Consider the following 18,858-nt stretch of genomic DNA (forward strand, 5'->3'; position numbering starts at 1 on the left):
ATACTTTGTATTTCAAAGTACTTTTTAAATTAAACATTATGGAATCAAACAATCAACAAAACATTAGCAAAGACTGGAAAATGTACACAATTGGTGTTGTACTCACAGTCATCTCTGCATTTATTTTTGCACTATGGCAAAACAAGCCGCAACCAAACAACGAAGTAATGATTTTCATTCATTTCGGTATCTTTCTTTTTTTAGTATTTAGTAATTCTTTTATTAAAATATTTAGAATAAAAACATGGACAAGTTCTTTAGCAACTTATCCAATTATTGTAAGTGGTATTATTAGTTGCTTTGCACTCAACAGAGAAATGCAACTGTTTTATATTTCTACAACTTGGTGGTCGGTTTTTATTGTAGTCAACATGGCAATACTACTCTTTAAACCATTGCTCGAATTTGGTGGAACATTTATCAAAACAATACTTTATAGTTCTTTATTTTGTTCAGCAGTAATACTATTATATTATTCAATTATATTAATTCCAAATTATTTATTCGGATTGATTGGTATCATCGTACTAGGAATTGGTATTCATGCATTTATACCATTGTTCTCCTTTATATACATTACTAATGTGTTGTACAAAGAAGCAGTGTTATATAAATACTATAAAAAAATATACTTGTTTATATTTGTTATACTGTTTAGTACAGTAGTATTTTATGTTATAAGATGGAATGTACAAGTCAACCGAATTAATACACAAACACAATACTTAGAATTACAAAAAGAAAAAGCTATTCCAAAATGGATGTATATTGCACAACGACTACCTAATAATAATGAGTCTAAAAAAATACTATTAAATAATATACTTTATCCAAATATTGATGATATGTTTGATTTTGATATTTTTGGATTTGGCAGAAGCAACAGCAATTATAACATAGACAAAGTACATGATCCATTAGTTTTAATTAGCAGTGCTTTTTCTAGTGACATCAACCTAACAGAAAATGACATCATTAGAATTTTAGAATCTAACTACGATGCATCGCATCTTACAGAAAGTAGATTGTGGCGTGGCGATGATTTGAAGACTGAAAGCATCACTACCAATATTAGAATTTATCCAAAACAAAGATTATCTTATACTGAGAAAACAATTAATATAAAAAATAATAATGCTTATACTTGGAATCAACAAGAAGCAATATATACCTTTTACTTACCAGAAGGTGCTACGGTAAGTTCGCTCTCGCTTTGGATTAATGGCGTTGAGGAAAAAGCATATTTAACTAGTAAACAAAAAGCCAAAACAGCATACAATACTATTGTTGGTGTAGAAAAAAGAGATCCATCTGTAGTGCATTGGCAAGAAGGCAATAAAGTAAGTGTGCGTATTTTTCCTTGTACACCACAAGAAAACAGAAAATTTAAATTAGGAATTACTGCACCATTAGCATTTAAAGATAATGAATTATCATATAAAAATATTTCTTGTAAAGGACCAGACTTATTGCGTACTAAAGAAATTGTTCAAGTTAATTTTACAGATACTATTGACAATTTATCTAAACCATATTTCTTGAAAAAAAGTGGCACAGACTATCTAATTGGTAAACACGATTATAATACTTGGAAACTGTCGTTTAATGCACCAGAAATTGTAAACGGTATTTTTCACTATAAAGACAATACTTATTTGTTGAGTGAAGATAAAATACAGCACAAACCATTTATTGCAAATAATATTTTTTTAGATGTTAATAAATCATGGAATAAAACAGAGTGGAACAAAATTACAACCGATTTAAGTAATAAAAACTTATTCGTTTATCTAAATAAGTGGATAAAAATTACAGCAGATAATAAACAAACACTATATAAAGAACTAAAACAAATCAACTTTAATGTGCTTCCATTGTACGAAATTAAAGATGCAGCACACAGTATAATCATTACAAAAAGTGAACAAAAAGGACCAAGTTTAAAAGAGTTAAAAGATAATTTATATTTTAATTATACTAATAGATATTTTATAAATCATAAATTAAATGTAATTAATATTGGCGATGAAAGCAATGCTATGTTTAAAACTTTGAAAGAATATAGTGCTGTACAAATTTACAATACCAATTTACAAACAGCAATTACTACGATAAAAAATAATCAATTTCCTAATATATCAACAAGCGATTCTGTTATTCATTTAGACAATCAAACAAAAATTGCGAGTATTCCTTTGTTAGATGTTCCTAAAAATGCACCAGACCATGTGTTTCGATTATTTGCTTATAATCAAGCTATGCATCAAATGACTTTAGAAACAATACAAAACGACAGTATTGCACCAATAGCGTACAACTTAGTAAGTGATGCCAATGTGGTAAGTCCAATTAGTAGCTTAATCGTTTTAGAAACACAACATGATTACGACAGATTCGACATTAAAAAAGACAATGATGCTTTAGCGAATGCAGATATTCACAACGATGGTGCTGTTCCTGAACCACATGAATGGATGCTCATTATACTATTACTCGTAAGTGTAATTTATATCAACATAAAATCGTCAAGATATGCGTACTTATTCCGTTGATACCAATAGTCAATACAATATCAATCACACTATAATACTATATAGTTGTATATTAGTGTACTGTATACTTTCATTCTTATTTATAAGTGATTATCTAAGAGTTTCAACACTACAACTTGGTGCTATAATTGGTTACGCAATGGTAGCACCAATACAAGCAACCAAAAAAGCCAATCACTTTGTATTGCTCTTCAGTTTAATCTGTATGTTGTTGTATTGGCACACACAAATTACATCGTTTCTATATCTATCAACACTAATTTTAGTCATAGAATTTTTAAGTGTGGTACTCGGTCGGTTGTCTATCAATGCTTATATCATGGCAATATTGTGTTCACCAATTTTTACTATGGTATCGAGTATTATAGGTTTTCCACTTCGTTTAAAACTCACTTATTGGACATCTGTATTACTCAATCTTTGGACAAACAATTGCGTAGCAGAAGGCAATCAATTATTAATTAATCAACAGCCATTTATTATAGACGAAGCGTGTGCAGGTTTACACATGCTTTTAGCAGGATTGGTGTTTGCTGTACTCTTAGTAGAACACTTTAAAAAGAAACAGCAGCAAACACTATCTTTTTTGGCACTATTTGGATTTTATGCATTTGTATTAATAAGTATTATAACTAATAATTTAATAAGAATTTTATTGTTGGTTGCTTTTAAAGTTTTTCCGGAAAACAATATGCATTACGGTATTGGTATTATTGTATTTGTAATTTATACTATGTTGCCTTCATACTTTTTATTAAAATATTTGTTTAAAAAAATGGGCAAAGTGTATATTAGGTCATCAGAAACAGTATCTACTAAACAACAAAATATAGTTTATACTTTGTTTATAGTTATTATATTAATAGGTACTTATTTAATGTTATTTCAGCAAGAAAAAATTCAACCAATTAAACAGTTACCATTACAATCGCTACACAATTTTGAAAAAGAAACCATTACGCATGATATTGTAAAATACAAAAACAATAACCAGTTGATTTATGTAAAACCAATGCCTTACTTTTTTAGCAGTGAACACAATCCAATGTATTGTTGGAAAGGAAGTGGTTATAAAATGAAACAGTTTAATAAATATAATATCAATAATAACACTGTTTATATTGGAGATATTGTAAAAAACAAAAGTACCATTTACACAGCTTGGTTTTATTCTAATGGTAAAATTTGTACTACCAAACAATTACAATGGCGTTGGAAAAGTTTTATCAACCAAGAACCATTTTATTTAGTAAGTGTGTCGAGTAATCATAAAGAAACGCTAATTCATTTAACCAATCAATTAATAAAAGAAAATACAAAATGAAAAAAATAATTCAAACATTACAACAAAACGAAAGATTAAGTGTAGTTATTTCGTTAAGTATCACAAGTGCACTTAGTGTATTTTTGGTCTTCTTTAGAGTATATCAAACTAAAATGCCAATTTATGTATTCTTAATTTGGAATTTAATTTTAGCAACTATTCCATATGTTATTGGACTATATTTATTTTCCAAAAGAAGAGAAAATTTTAAATCGTTTAAATATATTATCCTATTTTTTCTCTGGTTGATATTCTTACCTAATGCACCATACATTCTTACAGATTTAATTCATTTGAGAATTAGAGAAGGATTTCCATTGGTATTAGATTTAATCATCTTACTATTTTATGCATGGACAGGTTTGATGATGTGTTTGTACTCTATCAAAGACTTGCAGCAAATAATACAATTAAAATATGGAAAAAAATGGAGTATGCTGTTTACGCTAACCATTCCATTTATCTGTGCATTTGGTGTATATATAGGTCGATTTTTAAGATATAATTCATGGGATTTTGTCTTTAATTTTGATAGCGTTGCCAAAGATATTTTAAAACATATAGTATTTCCACATCAACATGTAGAAGCTGTAACTATTACTTTTTTGCTAGGCAGTTTTATATTAGTTGCTTATTATAGTTTAGAGTTGAATAAGAAAGTTGCTGAGTAGTACTGTAGTTCCTGTCTTGTTCTATAATAGGTTTACACAATTAACAAGTAATAAGAGTCTAAAAAATGAAAAAAAGACAAGTTATTTTAGGACAAGACAGTATACCTATAGGTAGCCAAAAAGTGTTAAAATACTAGAAAATGATAATTTTGACTGATTTTAGTAATTTTTACTTTTCACTACAACCACCTCAAAAACCAACACTTTATAAAAACAAAAAACCTATCTGTAATAGATAGGTTTTAAAAGTGTCGGGGTGGCAGGATTCGAACCTGCGACCCCCTGGTCCCAAACCAGGTGCGCTAACCGGACTGCGCTACACCCCGAATTTATTTATTGTTGCGGTGAGAGCGGGATTCGAACCCGCGGAACAGTTTCCCGTTCGACAGTTTAGCAAACTGTTGGTTTCAGCCACTCACCCATCTCACCTCTGTAAAGAACTTTTAAGGTGTGCAAAGATAATTGTTTTGATACAACTATACAACACTTTCTATTAATAAATGATTATAAACTTAATTCTATGCGTTTTTTTAACTCGTCTACAGCATCTTTAAACTCTTCATCTGTGTCTATAAGATTTTTTACTGCTTGACAAGAGTGTATTACCGTACTGTGGTCTCTACCTCCAAACTCGCTACCTATTGCTTTTAATGAAAACTTAGTATATTCTTTTGCAAAATACATAGACAATTGTCGTGCTTGTACAAACTGTCTTTTTCTAGTAGATTCTTTTAATTTTTCTACTGGTACTTCAAAATAATCGCATACTGTTTTTTGAATCATGTCTAAAGAAATTTCTTTAGTAGCATGTTTAACAAAATTAATTACTGTTTTCTTAGCTAAGTCTAATGATATTTCTTGCTTATTAAAAGTAGCTTGTGCAAATAAAGTAGTGAGTACACCTTCTAAATCTCTTACATTAGTTTTGATATTGGTAGCAATGAATCGTACTATATCTTCTTCTAACTCCATGCCATCTTTGTGTATTTTATTTTGTAAGATAGCATATCTTGTTTCATAATCTGGAACTTGAATATCTGTAGTTAATCCCCATTTAAATCTAGACAATAATCTTTCTTCAATACCTTCTAAATCTTTAGGTGGTCTATCTGAAGTTAAGATTAATTGCTTACCATTTTGATGTAAGTGATTAAATATATGAAAAAAGATATCTTGAGTTTTTGGTTTATTAGAGAAGTAATGAATGTCGTCTATAATTAAAACATCTATTTGTTGATAAAAATGAACAAAGTCGCTAGTACTATTTTGATTTTCTTTATCCATTGCTGCTGCTACAAACTGACTAGTAAACTTTTCAGATGCAACATACAATACTGATTTGTTTGGATTATTTGCTTTAATATAGTTGCCAATTGCTTGTGCTAAGTGTGTTTTTCCTAAACCAGAACCACCGTAAATTACTAGTGGATTGAAAGAAGTAACGCCTGGTGCTTTTGCAATTGCTTTCGCTGCATTTCTAGCAAACTTATTAGAATCGCCTTCTATAAAATTATCAAAGGTGTAATTTGAATTTAATTGTGATGGTATTTTTATTTTCTTTAGCCCAAGTGCTATAAACGGATTTTTTACAATTGGTTTACTAAAGAGCATTGGTATATCTACTTCATTAGATTCTACCACACCTTCTTTTTGATTAGGTACATTAATAGTTTTTGCATTTACTAAATTATCGCTTTCCATTTTTATACGATATTCTAGTTTTCCGTTTGAACCTAATTCTCGTTGAATAGTTTTTCTAAGTAGTGCTATAAAATGTTCTTCTATCCATTCATAAAAGAATTGACTTGGAACTTGTATTGTTAATACATCATCATCTAACTTTACTGGAACAATAGGTTTAAACCAAGTGTTATAACTCTGAAGGTTAATATTATCTTTTATAATTTTAAGGCAGTTTTCCCACACAAGTTCATGCTTGCTCTTCATAATCTTAACTAAATGGCTTTTAAAAATTCTGAATCAAATAACTTTGCTAATATCACAAACTTTTCTGTATAAAAAAAATTATTTTTCTATTGATTTTTTATCCACAATTACAGTGTGGTGTTTTGATAAGTATTTTTTTGATTTTTTTTCAAATTTAAAGTTGAGTTGACCTAAGTAAAGTCCTGCCCAACCAACTTGATTAATAATTACTTGCTGATTCCATTTATTTGTAATCATAGTTGGCACTTCTAAAAAGGTATGTGTATGTCCGCCAATAATTAAATCTAAATTTTTTACTGCATTAGCTAGTGTATGGTCTGATACTTTGTCATTATCGTATTTATAACCTAAATGTGATAAACATATAATTAAATCGCATTGGTCTTGTTGTTTTAATTGATTGACTTGTTCTTGAACTGCTTCAATTGGTTCTATGTATTTGGTTTCTTTATATAATTGATTTGGAACTAATCCATCTAAAGCTACCCCACAACCTGTGATACCTATTTTTAATTTTCCTTTTTTAATGATTACTTTTTTATGTACTAATCCGTTGACAATTGTATTAGAAAAATCGTAATTACAATTTACAAACGGAAAGTTGGCTCGTTTTATTTGTTTGGCTAATACATCAATTCCACCATCAAAATCGTGATTGCCAATTGTTGCAGCATTGTATCCTAATAAATTCATCATGTCTATTTCTACATCGCCATGAAAGAAATTAAAATATGGTGTGCCTTGAAAAATATCGCCTGCGTCTAATAGTAGTGTATTACTTTCTTGTTTTCTGATATTGTCTAACAATGTTTTTCGCATAGCAATTCCACCCATATTTGGATATTTTTTATCGTTTGATGGAAATGGTTCTATTCTACTGTGTACATCATTAGTATGTAAAATGCATAAGTCTGTTGCTGCATTTGCTGCAAATACTTGTTGTGGATTATTGGCTAATAAAACAGTGCTTCCTACTAAAGTCGATTTTAAAAAGTGTCTTCTACTCTGCATGTTGAATTCTTTTAGTATCGTCTGGAATAATTATCTGTTTAGTTTTAAAATAGTCTATAATGCCATTTCTTAACAAAACTCCTGTTGGTATTTGAGTAATTGTTTTTAACATCGTCATATTATCACCACCATTAGCAATATAGTCTATCATTGCAACAGTATACAATTTGTTGTTTTGCAGTGCTTCATTATTAATTTGAATATTGTTTGCGTTGGCATCATCTATCGTGAATTGAATGTGACTCACTGGCCAACCTCCACTTTTTGCTATACTATTACATAATTCTTGTACTTGTGTTCCATTTAATTGTAATGCTACAATATAATTATCAAAAGGCATTAATTGGTAAGCATGTTCTACTAGTAAATCTCCTTTACTTAAGCTTGGCAATCTAATTCCGCCATAATTCATTACTGCAAAATCAATTGGTTGTTTGATGTATTTGGTTGCTTGTTCAAATAAAATATCTGCCAATAAATTAGTAAGCGTTGAACTTGGCTGTGCTTTTACAACATCGTTTTGTAATGTTGCAATTTTAACTTTCATGCTTTTGTCTAACGAATCTTTATATGGTTGATATTGGTTGACAATTGAAGTATCGAATACTAGATTTTCTATTGCCTTGCGTTCAAACTGCTCTTGTGTTGCTACAAATGTTTTACAAGCAGTAGTAATCAAACAAAAAAATATAATTGATAGTACTATTTTAAAATAGCGTTTTAACATCATCTTTTATAAAGTTTAGTGCAATTTGGACTGGCATTTGTTTATCGTCTTCCATATAATATTCTAAAATGGCTTTACTTAATATCATGCCATCTCCATCTTCTGGTAGTTGAATTGCTATAGTATTTATTATTTTCTGTGTTTCTTCTTTCGCTCTTACTAACATTGTCCATGCATCGTTACTCATATACATTTGTTGCGATAGGTTATATTCATACTCACTTCTTATTACACTGAGCATTGCCAAATTGAGTTCTTTAATGGTCATTCCATGTTTGTAAACTCTATGTAATAGTGTGTATGGATTGATTCTTTCTAAGAAAAGTGTTGCTCTTTCATAAGCTTGTAAGCGAAGTGGTAAAGATATTTTGCTATTCTCTTTAATCAATAGTTTTCTGATAGCGGTATTTTGCTTGGCTCTTTCTTCTTCAAAAAATTTACTTAAAATAAGATACATGCCTATTAGTACTATAATAGATGGAACGGTATATTTTAAAATTTCTAAGAATGTTTGCATAAATTGAATTTGGGTTAAAAATAAAGAACCTATGGCATTTATAATAGTTATTTGTTATTAACTTTGAACTTTATTTTAAACAAAACTGTTATGTTGATATGGATACTAAAGTTTTACCTATACAGTTAACTGATGCTGCTTTGAAAGAAGTATTGTATTTAAAACAATCGTCTGCCGATTTTGATGGATTGAGAATTGGTGTAGAAGGTGGTGGTTGTGCTGGTTTTAGTTATGTATTGAAATTCGATAGTATATTAGATAATGACAATATATATGAGCTTGATAATTTAACCATTATCATTAATAAAGCACATGAATTATACTTATTAGACACTGTTATTGACTTTAAGTCTGGTTTAGATAACCGTGGATTTATCTATGAAAATCCAAATGCAAAGGAGACTTGTGGCTGTGGAACTTCATTTTCTGCCTAATTTTGGTTGATTTTACACACAAACTGGTTTATTTTATTAACATTGTAAACATTTTCCTTGCACAAATCGAATAAGCATATATCTTTGTAGCACAAATTAATTAACCAATAAACATTTTAATATGAACAAAGGAGATTTAGTAAAAGTAATCGCTGACGCTGCTGGAACAACAAACGCAGCTGCTACAAGCGCATTAGATGCATTAATTGACAGCATCACAAAAACCTTAAAAAAAGGTGATAAAGTAACATTAGTTGGTTTTGGAACTTTCTCAACTTCTAAGAGAGCTGCAAGATCTGGTAGAAACCCAGCAACTGGTGCTACAATTAAAATTCCTGCTAAAACTACAGTAAAGTTTAAAGCTGGTAAAGCATTAACTGACACAGTTAACAAGAAAAAATAATTACATAAGTAATTTAAAAAAGAAAGCTCTACAATTTATGTAGAGCTTTTTCATTTTAAAGGAATTGATATTAGATAAAGCTCTGCATTTTAATTATTTTTGCAACATGATATTATCTGATAAAGAAATACTTGTAGCAATTGACAATGGTGCTATTGTAATTGAACCATACGACAGAAAAAAGTTAGGTACTAACTCTTATGATGTACATTTATCTAAATACTTAGCTACTTACGACAATGAAATACTAGATGCAAAGCAACACAATACTATAACACATTTTGAAATACCAGAAGATGGTTTTGTTTTGCAACCAGGAATTTTATACTTAGGTGCTACGCTAGAATATACTGAGACTCATGCACATGTTCCATTTTTAGAAGGTAAGTCGAGTATGGGAAGATTAGGCATAGATATACATGCTACTGCTGGAAAAGGTGATGTTGGTTTTTGTAACCATTGGACTTTAGAAATTTCTTGTATACAACCAGTAAGAATTTATGCAGGCATGCCTGTTGGACAATTAATTTATTTTGAAGTAAAAGGAAGTATAGAACACTATTATAACAAAAAGCAAAATGCAAAATACAATCAGAAAACACCATTGCCAATGGAAAGTATGATGTGGAAGAATTTTTAGTTGTATTTGTGTAGGTAATGTGGTCAAAAAATAATTCCATTTTTGACTAAATTGTCATTTTAAGCTATATTATATTTTTCTACAAACGCTTGCATTCTTGATACAGTAGTTGCTTGTCCTAGCATTTCTATTAATTCAAATAATGGAGGACCACCAGCTTCGCCAGTTAGCATTACTCTTAATACAGGAAATACCATACCTATTTTCAATCCATTGGTTTCTACAGCTTGTTTTACAGTTTGTTCTATAGCATCATGAGTAAAATTTGGCAATGCTTGAAACTGATTGATTAAATCTTCGAATAAAGGTTTTACATTGTCATTCCATTTTGTTTGAACTACTTTCTCATCAAAAGTTTTAGGTGCTTCAAACATAAAATAACCTACTGTAGGAAATTCTTCTAAAAAGGTTACTCGTTCTTTAAAAAATGAAATATATTTTTTAACATAGTCTGTTCCTTTTGCATCAATTTGTGATTGCATCATTGGTGCTACCATATTATACAAATCATCGTCACTTTTCATTTTTATAAACTGCTGATTGTACCACTTTGCTTTTTCAAAATCGAACTTAGCACCAGATTTACCAATTCTTTCTATAGAAAAAGCTTGAATGAGTTCGTCCATAGTAAACAACTCTTGGTTTGTTCCAGGATTCCAACCTAAAAAAGCCAACATGTTTACAAATGCTTCTGGTAAAAAACCTCTTTCTTTGTAACCTTGACTCACTTCGCCAGTTTCAGGATTTGTCCAATTCAAAGGAAATACAGGAAATCCTAATCTATCACCATCTCGTTTTGATAATTTTCCATGTCCATCTGGTTTTAATATCAAAGGTAAATGAGCAAATGCTGGCATTTTATCTTCCCAACCTAAAGCTTTATACAACATAATATGTGTTGGTGTACTTGGTAACCATTCTTCACCTCTAATTACATGAGTAATTTGCATTAAATAATCATCTACCACATTCGCTAAATGATAAGTAGGCATGCCATCACTTTTAAAAATCACTTTATCGTCTAATTGCGATGAATGAAAAACTACCCAACCACGCACTTTATCTTCAAAACGAATTTCTTCATTTCTTGGCATTTTTAATCGCACTACAAAAGGTTGATTTTCTGCTAATCGTTTATCTACTTCATCTTTAGGCAATGCTAAAGAATTTTTCATATACTGCCTAGTAACACCATTGTATGCAGGATTTGGAACACCTTGTGCTTTATACTGTTCACGCATTGCTTCGAGTTCCTCTGGAGTATCAAAAGCCATGTAGGCATTGCCATTTTCAATTAATTGATCTACATACTGTTTATATAAATGCTTTCTTTCGCTTTGTTTATATGGTCCAAAATTGCCACCTTCATTTACGCCTTCATCAATAGGAATACCAGCCCAAGCCAAAGCATCATTAATATATTGTTCTGCACCTTCTACAAAACGATTTTGGTCGGTATCTTCTATTCGTAATAAAAATTGACCGCCTTGATGTTTGGTAAATAAATAACAATATAAAGCGGTTCTTACGCCTCCTAAATGTAATGGTCCTGTTGGACTTGGTGCAAATCTTGTTCTTACTGACATTGGTGTTTTTTTTCTAACTTGCAACAAAAGTAAAAATTTTATTTAGGATAATTATAGATTACACATTAGGAATTTGTGATGAGATAAAATTATACAAAACATTTACGAAGTGCAGATTTTTATTCAGTAAGTAATTAAAATGACATTCAATAAATTTAGTGAGAACAAATAAAAAGGCGTAAAGAAAATCTTGCTGTTTGAACGAAGTGAGTTTCAAGATTTTTAGCTTTTTTAAGTAGTTCGAGCGTTAAGAATTTATTGCAGTCTTGATTTTTTGCTACTTTTGTATCAAGACAAAAGTAGATACTGATTGAATTAAGAACAGTATCTATAATGATATATTTATAATATGTTTTTTTTGATTATTCTTTAGAAAGCATTTTAATTGATTATGTATTTTGTAAAAACACCTATTATTTATTCATGGTTGTTTCCTAATGTAGTTTGGAAAATGCCAAATAATGATAATGCTATATTTTTATCATTTGATGATGGACCAAACCCAAATACTACGCCATTTATTTTAAAAACACTACAACAATACAATGCTAAAGCTTCGTTTTTTTGTTTGGGAAGAAATGTAGAACAATATCCAGATTTAACACAACAAATTGTAGCAGAAGGACACTTGATTGCCAATCATGGTTATGAACATTTAGATGCTTGGAAAATTAATCGTAGTACTTATTTAGAGAATATTGATAAAGGGAAAATGGCTATACAACAAATTTCTAATCAAGAAAAAATATTTTTTAGACCACCATACGGAAAATTTAAGCTTGTAAAACATATAGATAAGATTATTAATTATAGCATTATGTGTGGCGATTTTGATTCTACCATTAGTAGTGAACAATGCTTAAAAAATATAACAGATAACCTTGAAGTAGGTAGTATTGTTTGTATGCACGATAATGATAAAGCAACTGAAAAAATACAGTTTGTATTACCACAATTATTGTCGTTTGTTCAACAACAAAAAATGCTTACAAAAATCATTAGTTTCTAATAAAATATATTATATTTGATTTTATTTTTAGTTTTTAGAACTAGCTCTTTTGTGGCATTAAATTTCATAAATAGCAAGAGTTTTACAAGATTTGTGTACTACCAAAAAAAAAGTTCACCTTTTTTACACATTTTGTTTTTCATAATGTTTAAATTTTTTGAGCATAAAATTTAAATTTATAATTAATTGATAATCAATAAACTTAACAGCAAAACTAAACATGTGTTGAAAAGTAGGAATTGGAAAAACAAATGTATATAAGTAGCTTTATAGTGTGAGAATGGACAATTTTCCACGCTCCAAAAGTTTATTTTTCATCTTAAATCAACCATAGAATGAACATTAATAATATCGACGAACCAATATTACAAGAAGCAGACAATCGCTTTGTATTATTTCCTATTAAGTATGACGAAATTTGGAAAATGTACAAAACACATGTACAAGCTTTTTGGATTGCAGAAGAAATTGACTTAAGTCAAGATTTAACACATTGGGAACAACTCAACAAAGATGAAAAACATTTTATAAAACATGTGTTGGCTTTCTTTGCCGCTAGTGATGGTATCGTTAATGAAAATCTAGTGGTTAACTTTATGCAAGATGTTACCATTCCTGAAGCAAGATGTTTTTATGGCTTTCAAGTAGCTATGGAAAATATACACTCTGAAACATATTCTCTTTTAATAGATACTTACATTAAAGATAATGAAGAAAAAGATAAATTATTTAATGCTATTGAAAATCTAGACTGTGTAAAATTAAAAGCAAATTGGGCATTAAAATGGATTGAGTCTGCTCCTTCTTTTGCACATCGACTAGTAGCATTTGCTGCTGTAGAAGGTATTTTCTTTAGTGGTAGTTTTTGTTCTATCTTTTGGCTGAAAAACAGAGGTCTAATGCCAGGACTTGGACACTCTAATGAATTAATTAGTAGAGATGAAGGTTTACACTGCGATTTTGCTTGTTTATTGTATTCCATGCTTGTAAATAAATTGAGTAAAGAAGAAATTTACTCCATTATTTGTGATGCAGTGGAAGCAGAAAAAATATTTGTTAAAGACTCTTTACCAGTACATCTTATTGGAATGAATGCAGATTTAATGTGTCAGTACATAGAATTTGTAGCAGACAGATTAATTGTATCTCTTGGTTATCCAAAAGTATATAGCGTAACCAATCCGTTTCCATTTATGGAAGCAATTTCTATGGAAGGCAAAACTAATTTCTTTGAAAGACGCGTTTCTGAATACAAAAAAGCAGGCGTTGGCGTTAAAAAAGAAGAACAAGTATTTGGCTTTACAGATGAATTTTAAAACTCGTGTAATTAACTAATAATTGCACTAAATATATTATAGAATTTTATAAAAATATTTAATTATGTTCGTAATTAAAAGAGACGGCAGAAAAGAGCCAGTCCATTTTGACAAAATAACAGCTAGAATCAGTAAGTTGTCTTTTGGTTTAAGTCCAAAGTTTGTTACACCATTTAAAGTAGCACAAAATGTAATTAAAGGCATTTACGAAGGAGTTACTACTACTCAACTAGATGAATTAGCTGCTAGAACTTGTGCTTCTATGACGGTTATTCATCCAGATTACGCCATACTTGCTGCCAGAATTGCCGTTTCTAACTTACATAAAAATACTAAAAAATCCTTCTCATTAGTTATAGAAGATTTATACAATTATATCGATCCAAAAACTGGAGAAAAAGCACCATTAATTGCAGATGATATATATGAAATCATTATGCAAAATAAAGAAAAATTAAATGGAGCAATTGTTCATCACAGAGATTTCAACTACGATTTCTTTGGATTTAAGACATTAGAAAGAGCATATTTATTAAAAGTAAATAATAAAATTGTAGAAAGACCACAACATATGTTAATGCGTGTTGCCGTTGGTATTCATCAAAATAATATTGATGCAGCTATTGAAACCTATAACTTAATGTCAGAAAAATGGTTTACACATGCTACACCAACTTTGTTTAATGCAGGAACACCAAAACCACAATTGTCATCTTGCTTCTTATTAACAGCTCAAGATGATAGCATTAAAGGCATTTATGACACACTAAAACAGTGTGCAGAAATTTCGCAGTCTGCTGGTGGTATCGGACTAAGCATTCACAATGTTAGAGCTAAAGGCAGTTATATAAAAGGAACTGGTGGTGCATCAAATGGTTTAGTACCAATGTTGCAAGTGTTTAATGCTACTGCACGATATGTAGATCAAGGTGGAGGAAAAAGAAAAGGTGCTTTTGCAGTTTACTTAGAACCTTGGCATGCTGATGTTTTTGATTTCTTAGAACTGAAAAAAAATCATGGTAAAGAAGAATTAAGAGCAAGAGATTTATTCTATGCGATGTGGATTCCAGATTTATTTATGAAGAGAGTTAAAGCTAATGGCGATTGGTCTTTGTTCTGTCCAAATGAATGTCCAAACTTGTACAATACCTACGGAAAAGAATTTGAAGCATTGTATGAACAATACGAGAAAGAAGGCAAAGCAAGAAAAACAATTAAAGCACAAGAACTTTGGTTTCATATACTAGACAGTCAGATTGAAACAGGTACACCATATATGTTGTACAAAGATCATGTCAACAGAAAAAATAATCAGAAGAATTTAGGCGTTATTCGTTCTAGTAACTTGTGTACAGAAATAATGGAATACACTTCTAAAGATGAAGTCGCTGTTTGTAACTTAGCATCTATCAATTTAAGTAAGTTTGTTGATGTAGAGAAAAGATCGTTTGATTTTCAAAAACTATACGATATTACTTATATCGTTACTAAGAATCTAAATAAAGTAATTGATGTAAATTATTATCCAGTAGTTGAAGCTAAAAATTCTAATATGCGTCATCGTCCAGTTGGATTAGGCGTACAAGGTTTAGCAGATGCTTTTTTAATGTTGAAACATCCATTTGAAAGTGAAGAAGCTAAAATTCTAAATAAAAATATATTTGAAACAATATATTATGCTGCAATGTGTGCTTCTAAAGACTTAGCAAAAGTAGATGGTCCATATCAAAGTTATGAAGGATCGCCAATATCGCAAGGTATTTTTCAGTTTGATATGTGGGGCGTAGAGCCAACCAATCGTTGGGATTGGAATGCATTAAGAGCAGAAATTAAACAATATGGTGTAAGAAATAGCTTATTGGTAGCACCAATGCCAACAGCTTCTACATCACAAATATTAGGAAATAATGAATGTTTTGAACCTTATACTACTAATATTTATACTAGACGAGTTTTAAGTGGCGAGTTTGTAATTGTAAACAAACATCTTTTAAAAGATTTAATAGCACTAGGCATGTGGAGCGATGAAATGAAGAATGCTATTATTGCAAACAATGGCTCTATACAAGCAATTGAAGGCATACCACAAGAAGTAAAAGACTTATACAAAACCTCTTGGGAAATTAAACAAAGAGCAATTATAGATATGGCTGCTGATAGAGGAGCATTCATAGACCAAAGTCAGAGTTTGAATTTGTTTATGGAAAGTCCAGATTACAAAAAACTGACTTCAGCACACTTTTACGCTTGGGAACAAGGTTTAAAAACAGGAATGTATTACTTGCGTTCTAGACCAGCAGTAGATCCAATTAAATTTACGGTAGATTTTGAAAAAGCAAAGCAAACACAAGCAAAAGCAGAAGTAATTACTGAAAAAGTAGTTGAAGTAGCAGCACCAATTTACGAGAAAGTAGCAGATGCACAACAAAGTATTTTTAGTGAAACCGAAGAAAAAGTAGAAGTAAAAGCAAAAACAATAGAAGAAGCCGCAGCAGAACGAGGTATGACCGTAGATGAGTTTATAGCAGCACAACAAGCATGCTCACTCGACAATCCAGATGGCTGCGAAATGTGCGGAAGTTAAGTGTAATTTCTATTCTTATGCTTATGCTCTGCACCATGCTGAACTTGTTTCAGCATCTTTTCTCGAGTTTGACACCTTTTCATAAAATATGACTGAGAACGCCTTATTTTATTGAGTTTTGTTTTTATTTTTTCAAATTTGTAGTGAGCCGATTTTTTTTTGGTTGCTTTTATAATTAGTTTATCCGCTCTATTTTTGCAGTATGTCATTTTTGCGGATAGAGAAAAAATCATCAGGCACGTATTTGCGTATCTTAGAAAGCTATCGAAATGATGAGGGCAAATCAAAGCACAAAATATTACACACACTTGGCAAAGTAGAAGATTATAAACCAGCCCAATTGCGAGCCATCGGTATCCAATTATTTGAGTTAGGTGGTGGCGAAGTAAAGGCATTGCTAACTGGCGATTTGTTAGAATTAGGCAGATACAATTATGGCTATCAATACCTCTACCAAAAAGTATTACAGCATTATGGTTTGCAAGATGTGTTTCGCAGAATAGCCTCAAAAAACAAACTACAATTTAATTTTTCGGATGCTGTTTTGTTGATGCTTTTAGAGCGATTACAAGATCCGTGTAGTAAACATCAAAATTATCTACATCAGTCGGAATATCTTAATTTGCCTACTGTTTCGCTACATCACTTGTATCGAACTTTAGATAAATTAGCCGACAATCAATCGCTCATTCAACAACAAATTTTCCAAACAGGCAGAGATTTATTTAATCAAAAATTGGATGTTGTATTTTATGATGTAACCACTTTGTATTTTGAAAGTGAAGTAGAACAACAAGGCAAACTTAGGCAAAAAGGATTTAGTAAAGATGGCAAAATAGGAAACACACAAATCTTGTTTTGTATGCTCATAGATACTGATAAAAATCCGATTGGTTATCAAATTTTTGAAGGCAATACCTACGAAGGACATACTTTTGAAAAAGCATTAATCGATTTAAAAAAACAATATCAAATAGAAAAAATAATTATGGTAGCAGATAGAGGTATGTTATCGAAACATAACATCGAAATTACCAAAAACAATGGCTACGAATTTATACTTGGCGAACGCATCAAAAGTTTACCTAAAACATTACAAACCGAGCTTACCGATTTAGCTTCTTTTACCAAACAATGGATATACCATGATACAACTGGCGAAGCCATTGTAATTACATATAAAACCGTAGAACACGATGGTAAAACAATCATCGTAACACACAGCCAAAAACGAGCAAAAAAAGACAAACAAGATAGAGAAGACAAAGAAGCTACAGCTAAAATACTATTAAAAAATACAGCTCTAATTACCAAAAAAGCAAGTAGGTTTTATATACAACAAAACCCAAAAGGCAGCTATGAACTGAATGAACAAAAACTAATAAACGATGCAAAGTACGATGGCATTTTGGCTATTAGCACCAACAACAAAACCCTTACAGCAACACAAGTATTAGAACAATACAAACAACTTTATAAAATAGAACACACCTTTAGAACCTTTAAAGCACACTTAGAAATAAGACCCATGTTTCATTGGACAGACAAACGAATTAAAGGACATATTTGTTTATGCTATATCGCTTATACACTATTAAACTACACACTACAAAGAACCAATAAAAGCGGACTAAAACTCACAGAGAATACGCTAAGAACTACGCTAAATAAAATGCAAGTAAGCTTGTTACAACACAATAAAGAGCAAATCTATGTACGTTCAAGACCAACAGAAAACGAAATTGCACTTCAAAGAGCAATAGGTTTAATGCCATTACAACCCATCATTCCAAAAGACAAACTAACACTATAAAATCCAATTTGTAGTGAGCCAATCCAATAACACTATTGTTGATAATCAATTAATTAACTCAATATCGTGTCAAACTTGAGAGTTTATAGCAGCACAACAAGCATGCTCACTCGACAATCCAGATGGCTGCGAAATGTGCGGAAGTTAAGTGTAATTTCTATTCTTATGCTTATGCTCTGCACCATGCTGAACTTGTTTCAGCATCTTTTAATAAAAGTATATATTCTTTCCAAGCAGTGTCTCTCGTAGAGGACACTGCGATAAGTTTTCACTTCAAAGCAACGCTACGAAAATATAAAGTAGAAGAATGTTCGGAATAAATTT

15 protein-coding genes and 2 tRNA genes are annotated in these 18,858 nt (G+C 30.6%); 10 read left to right on the top strand and 7 right to left on the bottom strand.

Annotated elements, in window-relative coordinates; genetic code table 11:
• Positions 1-38 precede the first annotated feature (38 nt).
• The 3 genes from H6553_13495 to H6553_13505 are packed head-to-tail and all read left to right on the top strand — an operon-like array spanning position 39 to position 4,547.
• A complete protein-coding gene (locus H6553_13495) occupies positions 39-2,552 on the top strand; it encodes an XrtN system VIT domain-containing protein (protein ID MCB9034847.1) in 2,514 nt (837 codons plus the stop codon).
• Positions 2,533-3,876, top strand: a complete 1,344-nt coding sequence (xrtN, locus tag H6553_13500) for an exosortase N (GenBank protein MCB9034848.1) — start codon at positions 2,533-2,535, stop codon at positions 3,874-3,876. The genes H6553_13495 and xrtN overlap by 20 nt, the downstream gene beginning before the upstream one ends.
• Positions 3,873-4,547: a DUF1361 domain-containing protein gene (locus H6553_13505; GenBank protein ID MCB9034849.1), complete on the top strand. Its 675-nt coding sequence runs from the start codon at positions 3,873-3,875 to the stop codon at positions 4,545-4,547. The genes xrtN and H6553_13505 overlap by 4 nt, the downstream gene beginning before the upstream one ends.
• A gap of 251 nt (positions 4,548-4,798) precedes the next feature.
• On the opposite strand, the gene H6553_13510 is transcribed toward H6553_13505, so the two are convergent.
• The 6 genes from H6553_13510 to H6553_13535 all read right to left on the bottom strand — a co-directional run bounded on the left by H6553_13510 (position 4,799) and on the right by H6553_13535 (position 8,749).
• A tRNA-Pro gene (locus H6553_13510) sits at positions 4,799-4,873 on the bottom strand.
• Between the two features lie 16 nt (positions 4,874-4,889).
• Positions 4,890-4,976: transfer RNA gene (locus H6553_13515), tRNA-Ser, on the bottom strand.
• Between the two features lie 75 nt (positions 4,977-5,051).
• Positions 5,052-6,494 carry a chromosomal replication initiator protein DnaA gene (gene dnaA, locus H6553_13520; protein MCB9034850.1) on the bottom strand — a complete coding sequence of 481 codons (1,443 nt, stop codon included), beginning with the start codon at positions 6,492-6,494 and terminating at the stop codon, positions 5,052-5,054.
• Between the two features lie 78 nt (positions 6,495-6,572).
• Entirely contained in the window at positions 6,573-7,505 is a 933-nt protein-coding gene (locus H6553_13525) for a metallophosphatase (protein MCB9034851.1), read from the bottom strand.
• Complete coding sequence (locus H6553_13530; protein MCB9034852.1) at positions 7,495-8,235, bottom strand: 5'-nucleotidase C-terminal domain-containing protein; 741 nt, start codon at positions 8,233-8,235, stop codon at positions 7,495-7,497. The genes H6553_13525 and H6553_13530 overlap by 11 nt, the downstream gene beginning before the upstream one ends.
• Positions 8,213-8,749 carry a hypothetical protein gene (locus H6553_13535; protein ID MCB9034853.1) on the bottom strand — a complete coding sequence of 179 codons (537 nt, stop codon included), beginning with the start codon at positions 8,747-8,749 and terminating at the stop codon, positions 8,213-8,215. The genes H6553_13530 and H6553_13535 overlap by 23 nt, the downstream gene beginning before the upstream one ends.
• 98 nt (positions 8,750-8,847) lie before the next feature.
• On the opposite strand from H6553_13535, the gene H6553_13540 reads away from it, so the two are divergent.
• The 3 genes from H6553_13540 (at position 8,848) to H6553_13550 (ending at position 10,226) form a co-directional block, all read left to right on the top strand.
• On the top strand, positions 8,848-9,183 hold the full coding sequence (locus tag H6553_13540; GenBank protein ID MCB9034854.1) for an iron-sulfur cluster assembly accessory protein: 336 nt from the start codon (positions 8,848-8,850) through the stop codon (positions 9,181-9,183).
• Positions 9,184-9,304: 121 nt separating this feature from the next.
• Complete coding sequence (locus H6553_13545; protein ID MCB9034855.1) at positions 9,305-9,586, top strand: HU family DNA-binding protein; 282 nt, start codon at positions 9,305-9,307, stop codon at positions 9,584-9,586.
• A gap of 106 nt (positions 9,587-9,692) precedes the next feature.
• Positions 9,693-10,226, top strand: a complete 534-nt coding sequence (locus H6553_13550) for a dCTP deaminase (GenBank protein ID MCB9034856.1) — start codon at positions 9,693-9,695, stop codon at positions 10,224-10,226.
• Positions 10,227-10,285: 59 nt separating this feature from the next.
• On the opposite strand, the gene H6553_13555 is transcribed toward H6553_13550, so the two are convergent.
• Positions 10,286-11,812: a glutamate--tRNA ligase gene (locus tag H6553_13555; protein MCB9034857.1), complete on the bottom strand. Its 1,527-nt coding sequence runs from the start codon at positions 11,810-11,812 to the stop codon at positions 10,286-10,288.
• Between the two features lie 391 nt (positions 11,813-12,203).
• On the opposite strand from H6553_13555, the gene H6553_13560 reads away from it, so the two are divergent.
• The 4 genes from H6553_13560 (at position 12,204) to H6553_13575 (ending at position 18,534) form a co-directional block, all read left to right on the top strand.
• Positions 12,204-12,821 carry a polysaccharide deacetylase family protein gene (locus H6553_13560; protein ID MCB9034858.1) on the top strand — a complete coding sequence of 206 codons (618 nt, stop codon included), beginning with the start codon at positions 12,204-12,206 and terminating at the stop codon, positions 12,819-12,821.
• Positions 12,822-13,156: 335 nt separating this feature from the next.
• Positions 13,157-14,137, top strand: coding sequence for a ribonucleotide-diphosphate reductase subunit beta (locus H6553_13565; GenBank protein ID MCB9034859.1), 981 nt, complete (start codon positions 13,157-13,159; stop codon positions 14,135-14,137).
• Positions 14,138-14,201: 64 nt separating this feature from the next.
• A complete protein-coding gene (locus H6553_13570) occupies positions 14,202-16,721 on the top strand; it encodes a ribonucleoside-diphosphate reductase subunit alpha (protein MCB9034860.1) in 2,520 nt (839 codons plus the stop codon).
• Between the two features lie 202 nt (positions 16,722-16,923).
• On the top strand, positions 16,924-18,534 hold the full coding sequence (locus tag H6553_13575) for an IS1634 family transposase (GenBank protein MCB9034861.1): 1,611 nt from the start codon (positions 16,924-16,926) through the stop codon (positions 18,532-18,534).
• Positions 18,535-18,858 lie beyond the last annotated feature (324 nt).

Source organism: Chitinophagales bacterium (assembly GCA_020636535.1).
Lineage (GTDB): Bacteria > Bacteroidota > Bacteroidia > Chitinophagales > JADIYW01 > JADJSS01.

Coding starts and splice junctions, on each gene's coding strand:
- H6553_13535 (MCB9034853.1), bottom strand. CDS start 8,749: ATGCAAACATTCTTAGAAATTTTAAAATATACCGTTCCATCTATTATA.
- H6553_13545 (MCB9034855.1), top strand. CDS start 9,305: ATGAACAAAGGAGATTTAGTAAAAGTAATCGCTGACGCTGCTGGAACA.
- H6553_13495 (MCB9034847.1), top strand. CDS start 39: ATGGAATCAAACAATCAACAAAACATTAGCAAAGACTGGAAAATGTAC.
- H6553_13575 (MCB9034861.1), top strand. CDS start 16,924: ATGTCATTTTTGCGGATAGAGAAAAAATCATCAGGCACGTATTTGCGT.
- H6553_13505 (MCB9034849.1), top strand. CDS start 3,873: ATGAAAAAAATAATTCAAACATTACAACAAAACGAAAGATTAAGTGTA.
- H6553_13550 (MCB9034856.1), top strand. CDS start 9,693: ATGATATTATCTGATAAAGAAATACTTGTAGCAATTGACAATGGTGCT.
- H6553_13560 (MCB9034858.1), top strand. CDS start 12,204: ATGTATTTTGTAAAAACACCTATTATTTATTCATGGTTGTTTCCTAAT.
- H6553_13570 (MCB9034860.1), top strand. CDS start 14,202: ATGTTCGTAATTAAAAGAGACGGCAGAAAAGAGCCAGTCCATTTTGAC.
- xrtN (MCB9034848.1), top strand. CDS start 2,533: ATGCGTACTTATTCCGTTGATACCAATAGTCAATACAATATCAATCAC.
- H6553_13530 (MCB9034852.1), bottom strand. CDS start 8,235: ATGATGTTAAAACGCTATTTTAAAATAGTACTATCAATTATATTTTTT.
- H6553_13540 (MCB9034854.1), top strand. CDS start 8,848: ATGGATACTAAAGTTTTACCTATACAGTTAACTGATGCTGCTTTGAAA.
- H6553_13555 (MCB9034857.1), bottom strand. CDS start 11,812: ATGTCAGTAAGAACAAGATTTGCACCAAGTCCAACAGGACCATTACAT.
- dnaA (MCB9034850.1), bottom strand. CDS start 6,494: ATGAAGAGCAAGCATGAACTTGTGTGGGAAAACTGCCTTAAAATTATA.
- H6553_13525 (MCB9034851.1), bottom strand. CDS start 7,505: ATGCAGAGTAGAAGACACTTTTTAAAATCGACTTTAGTAGGAAGCACT.
- H6553_13565 (MCB9034859.1), top strand. CDS start 13,157: ATGAACATTAATAATATCGACGAACCAATATTACAAGAAGCAGACAAT.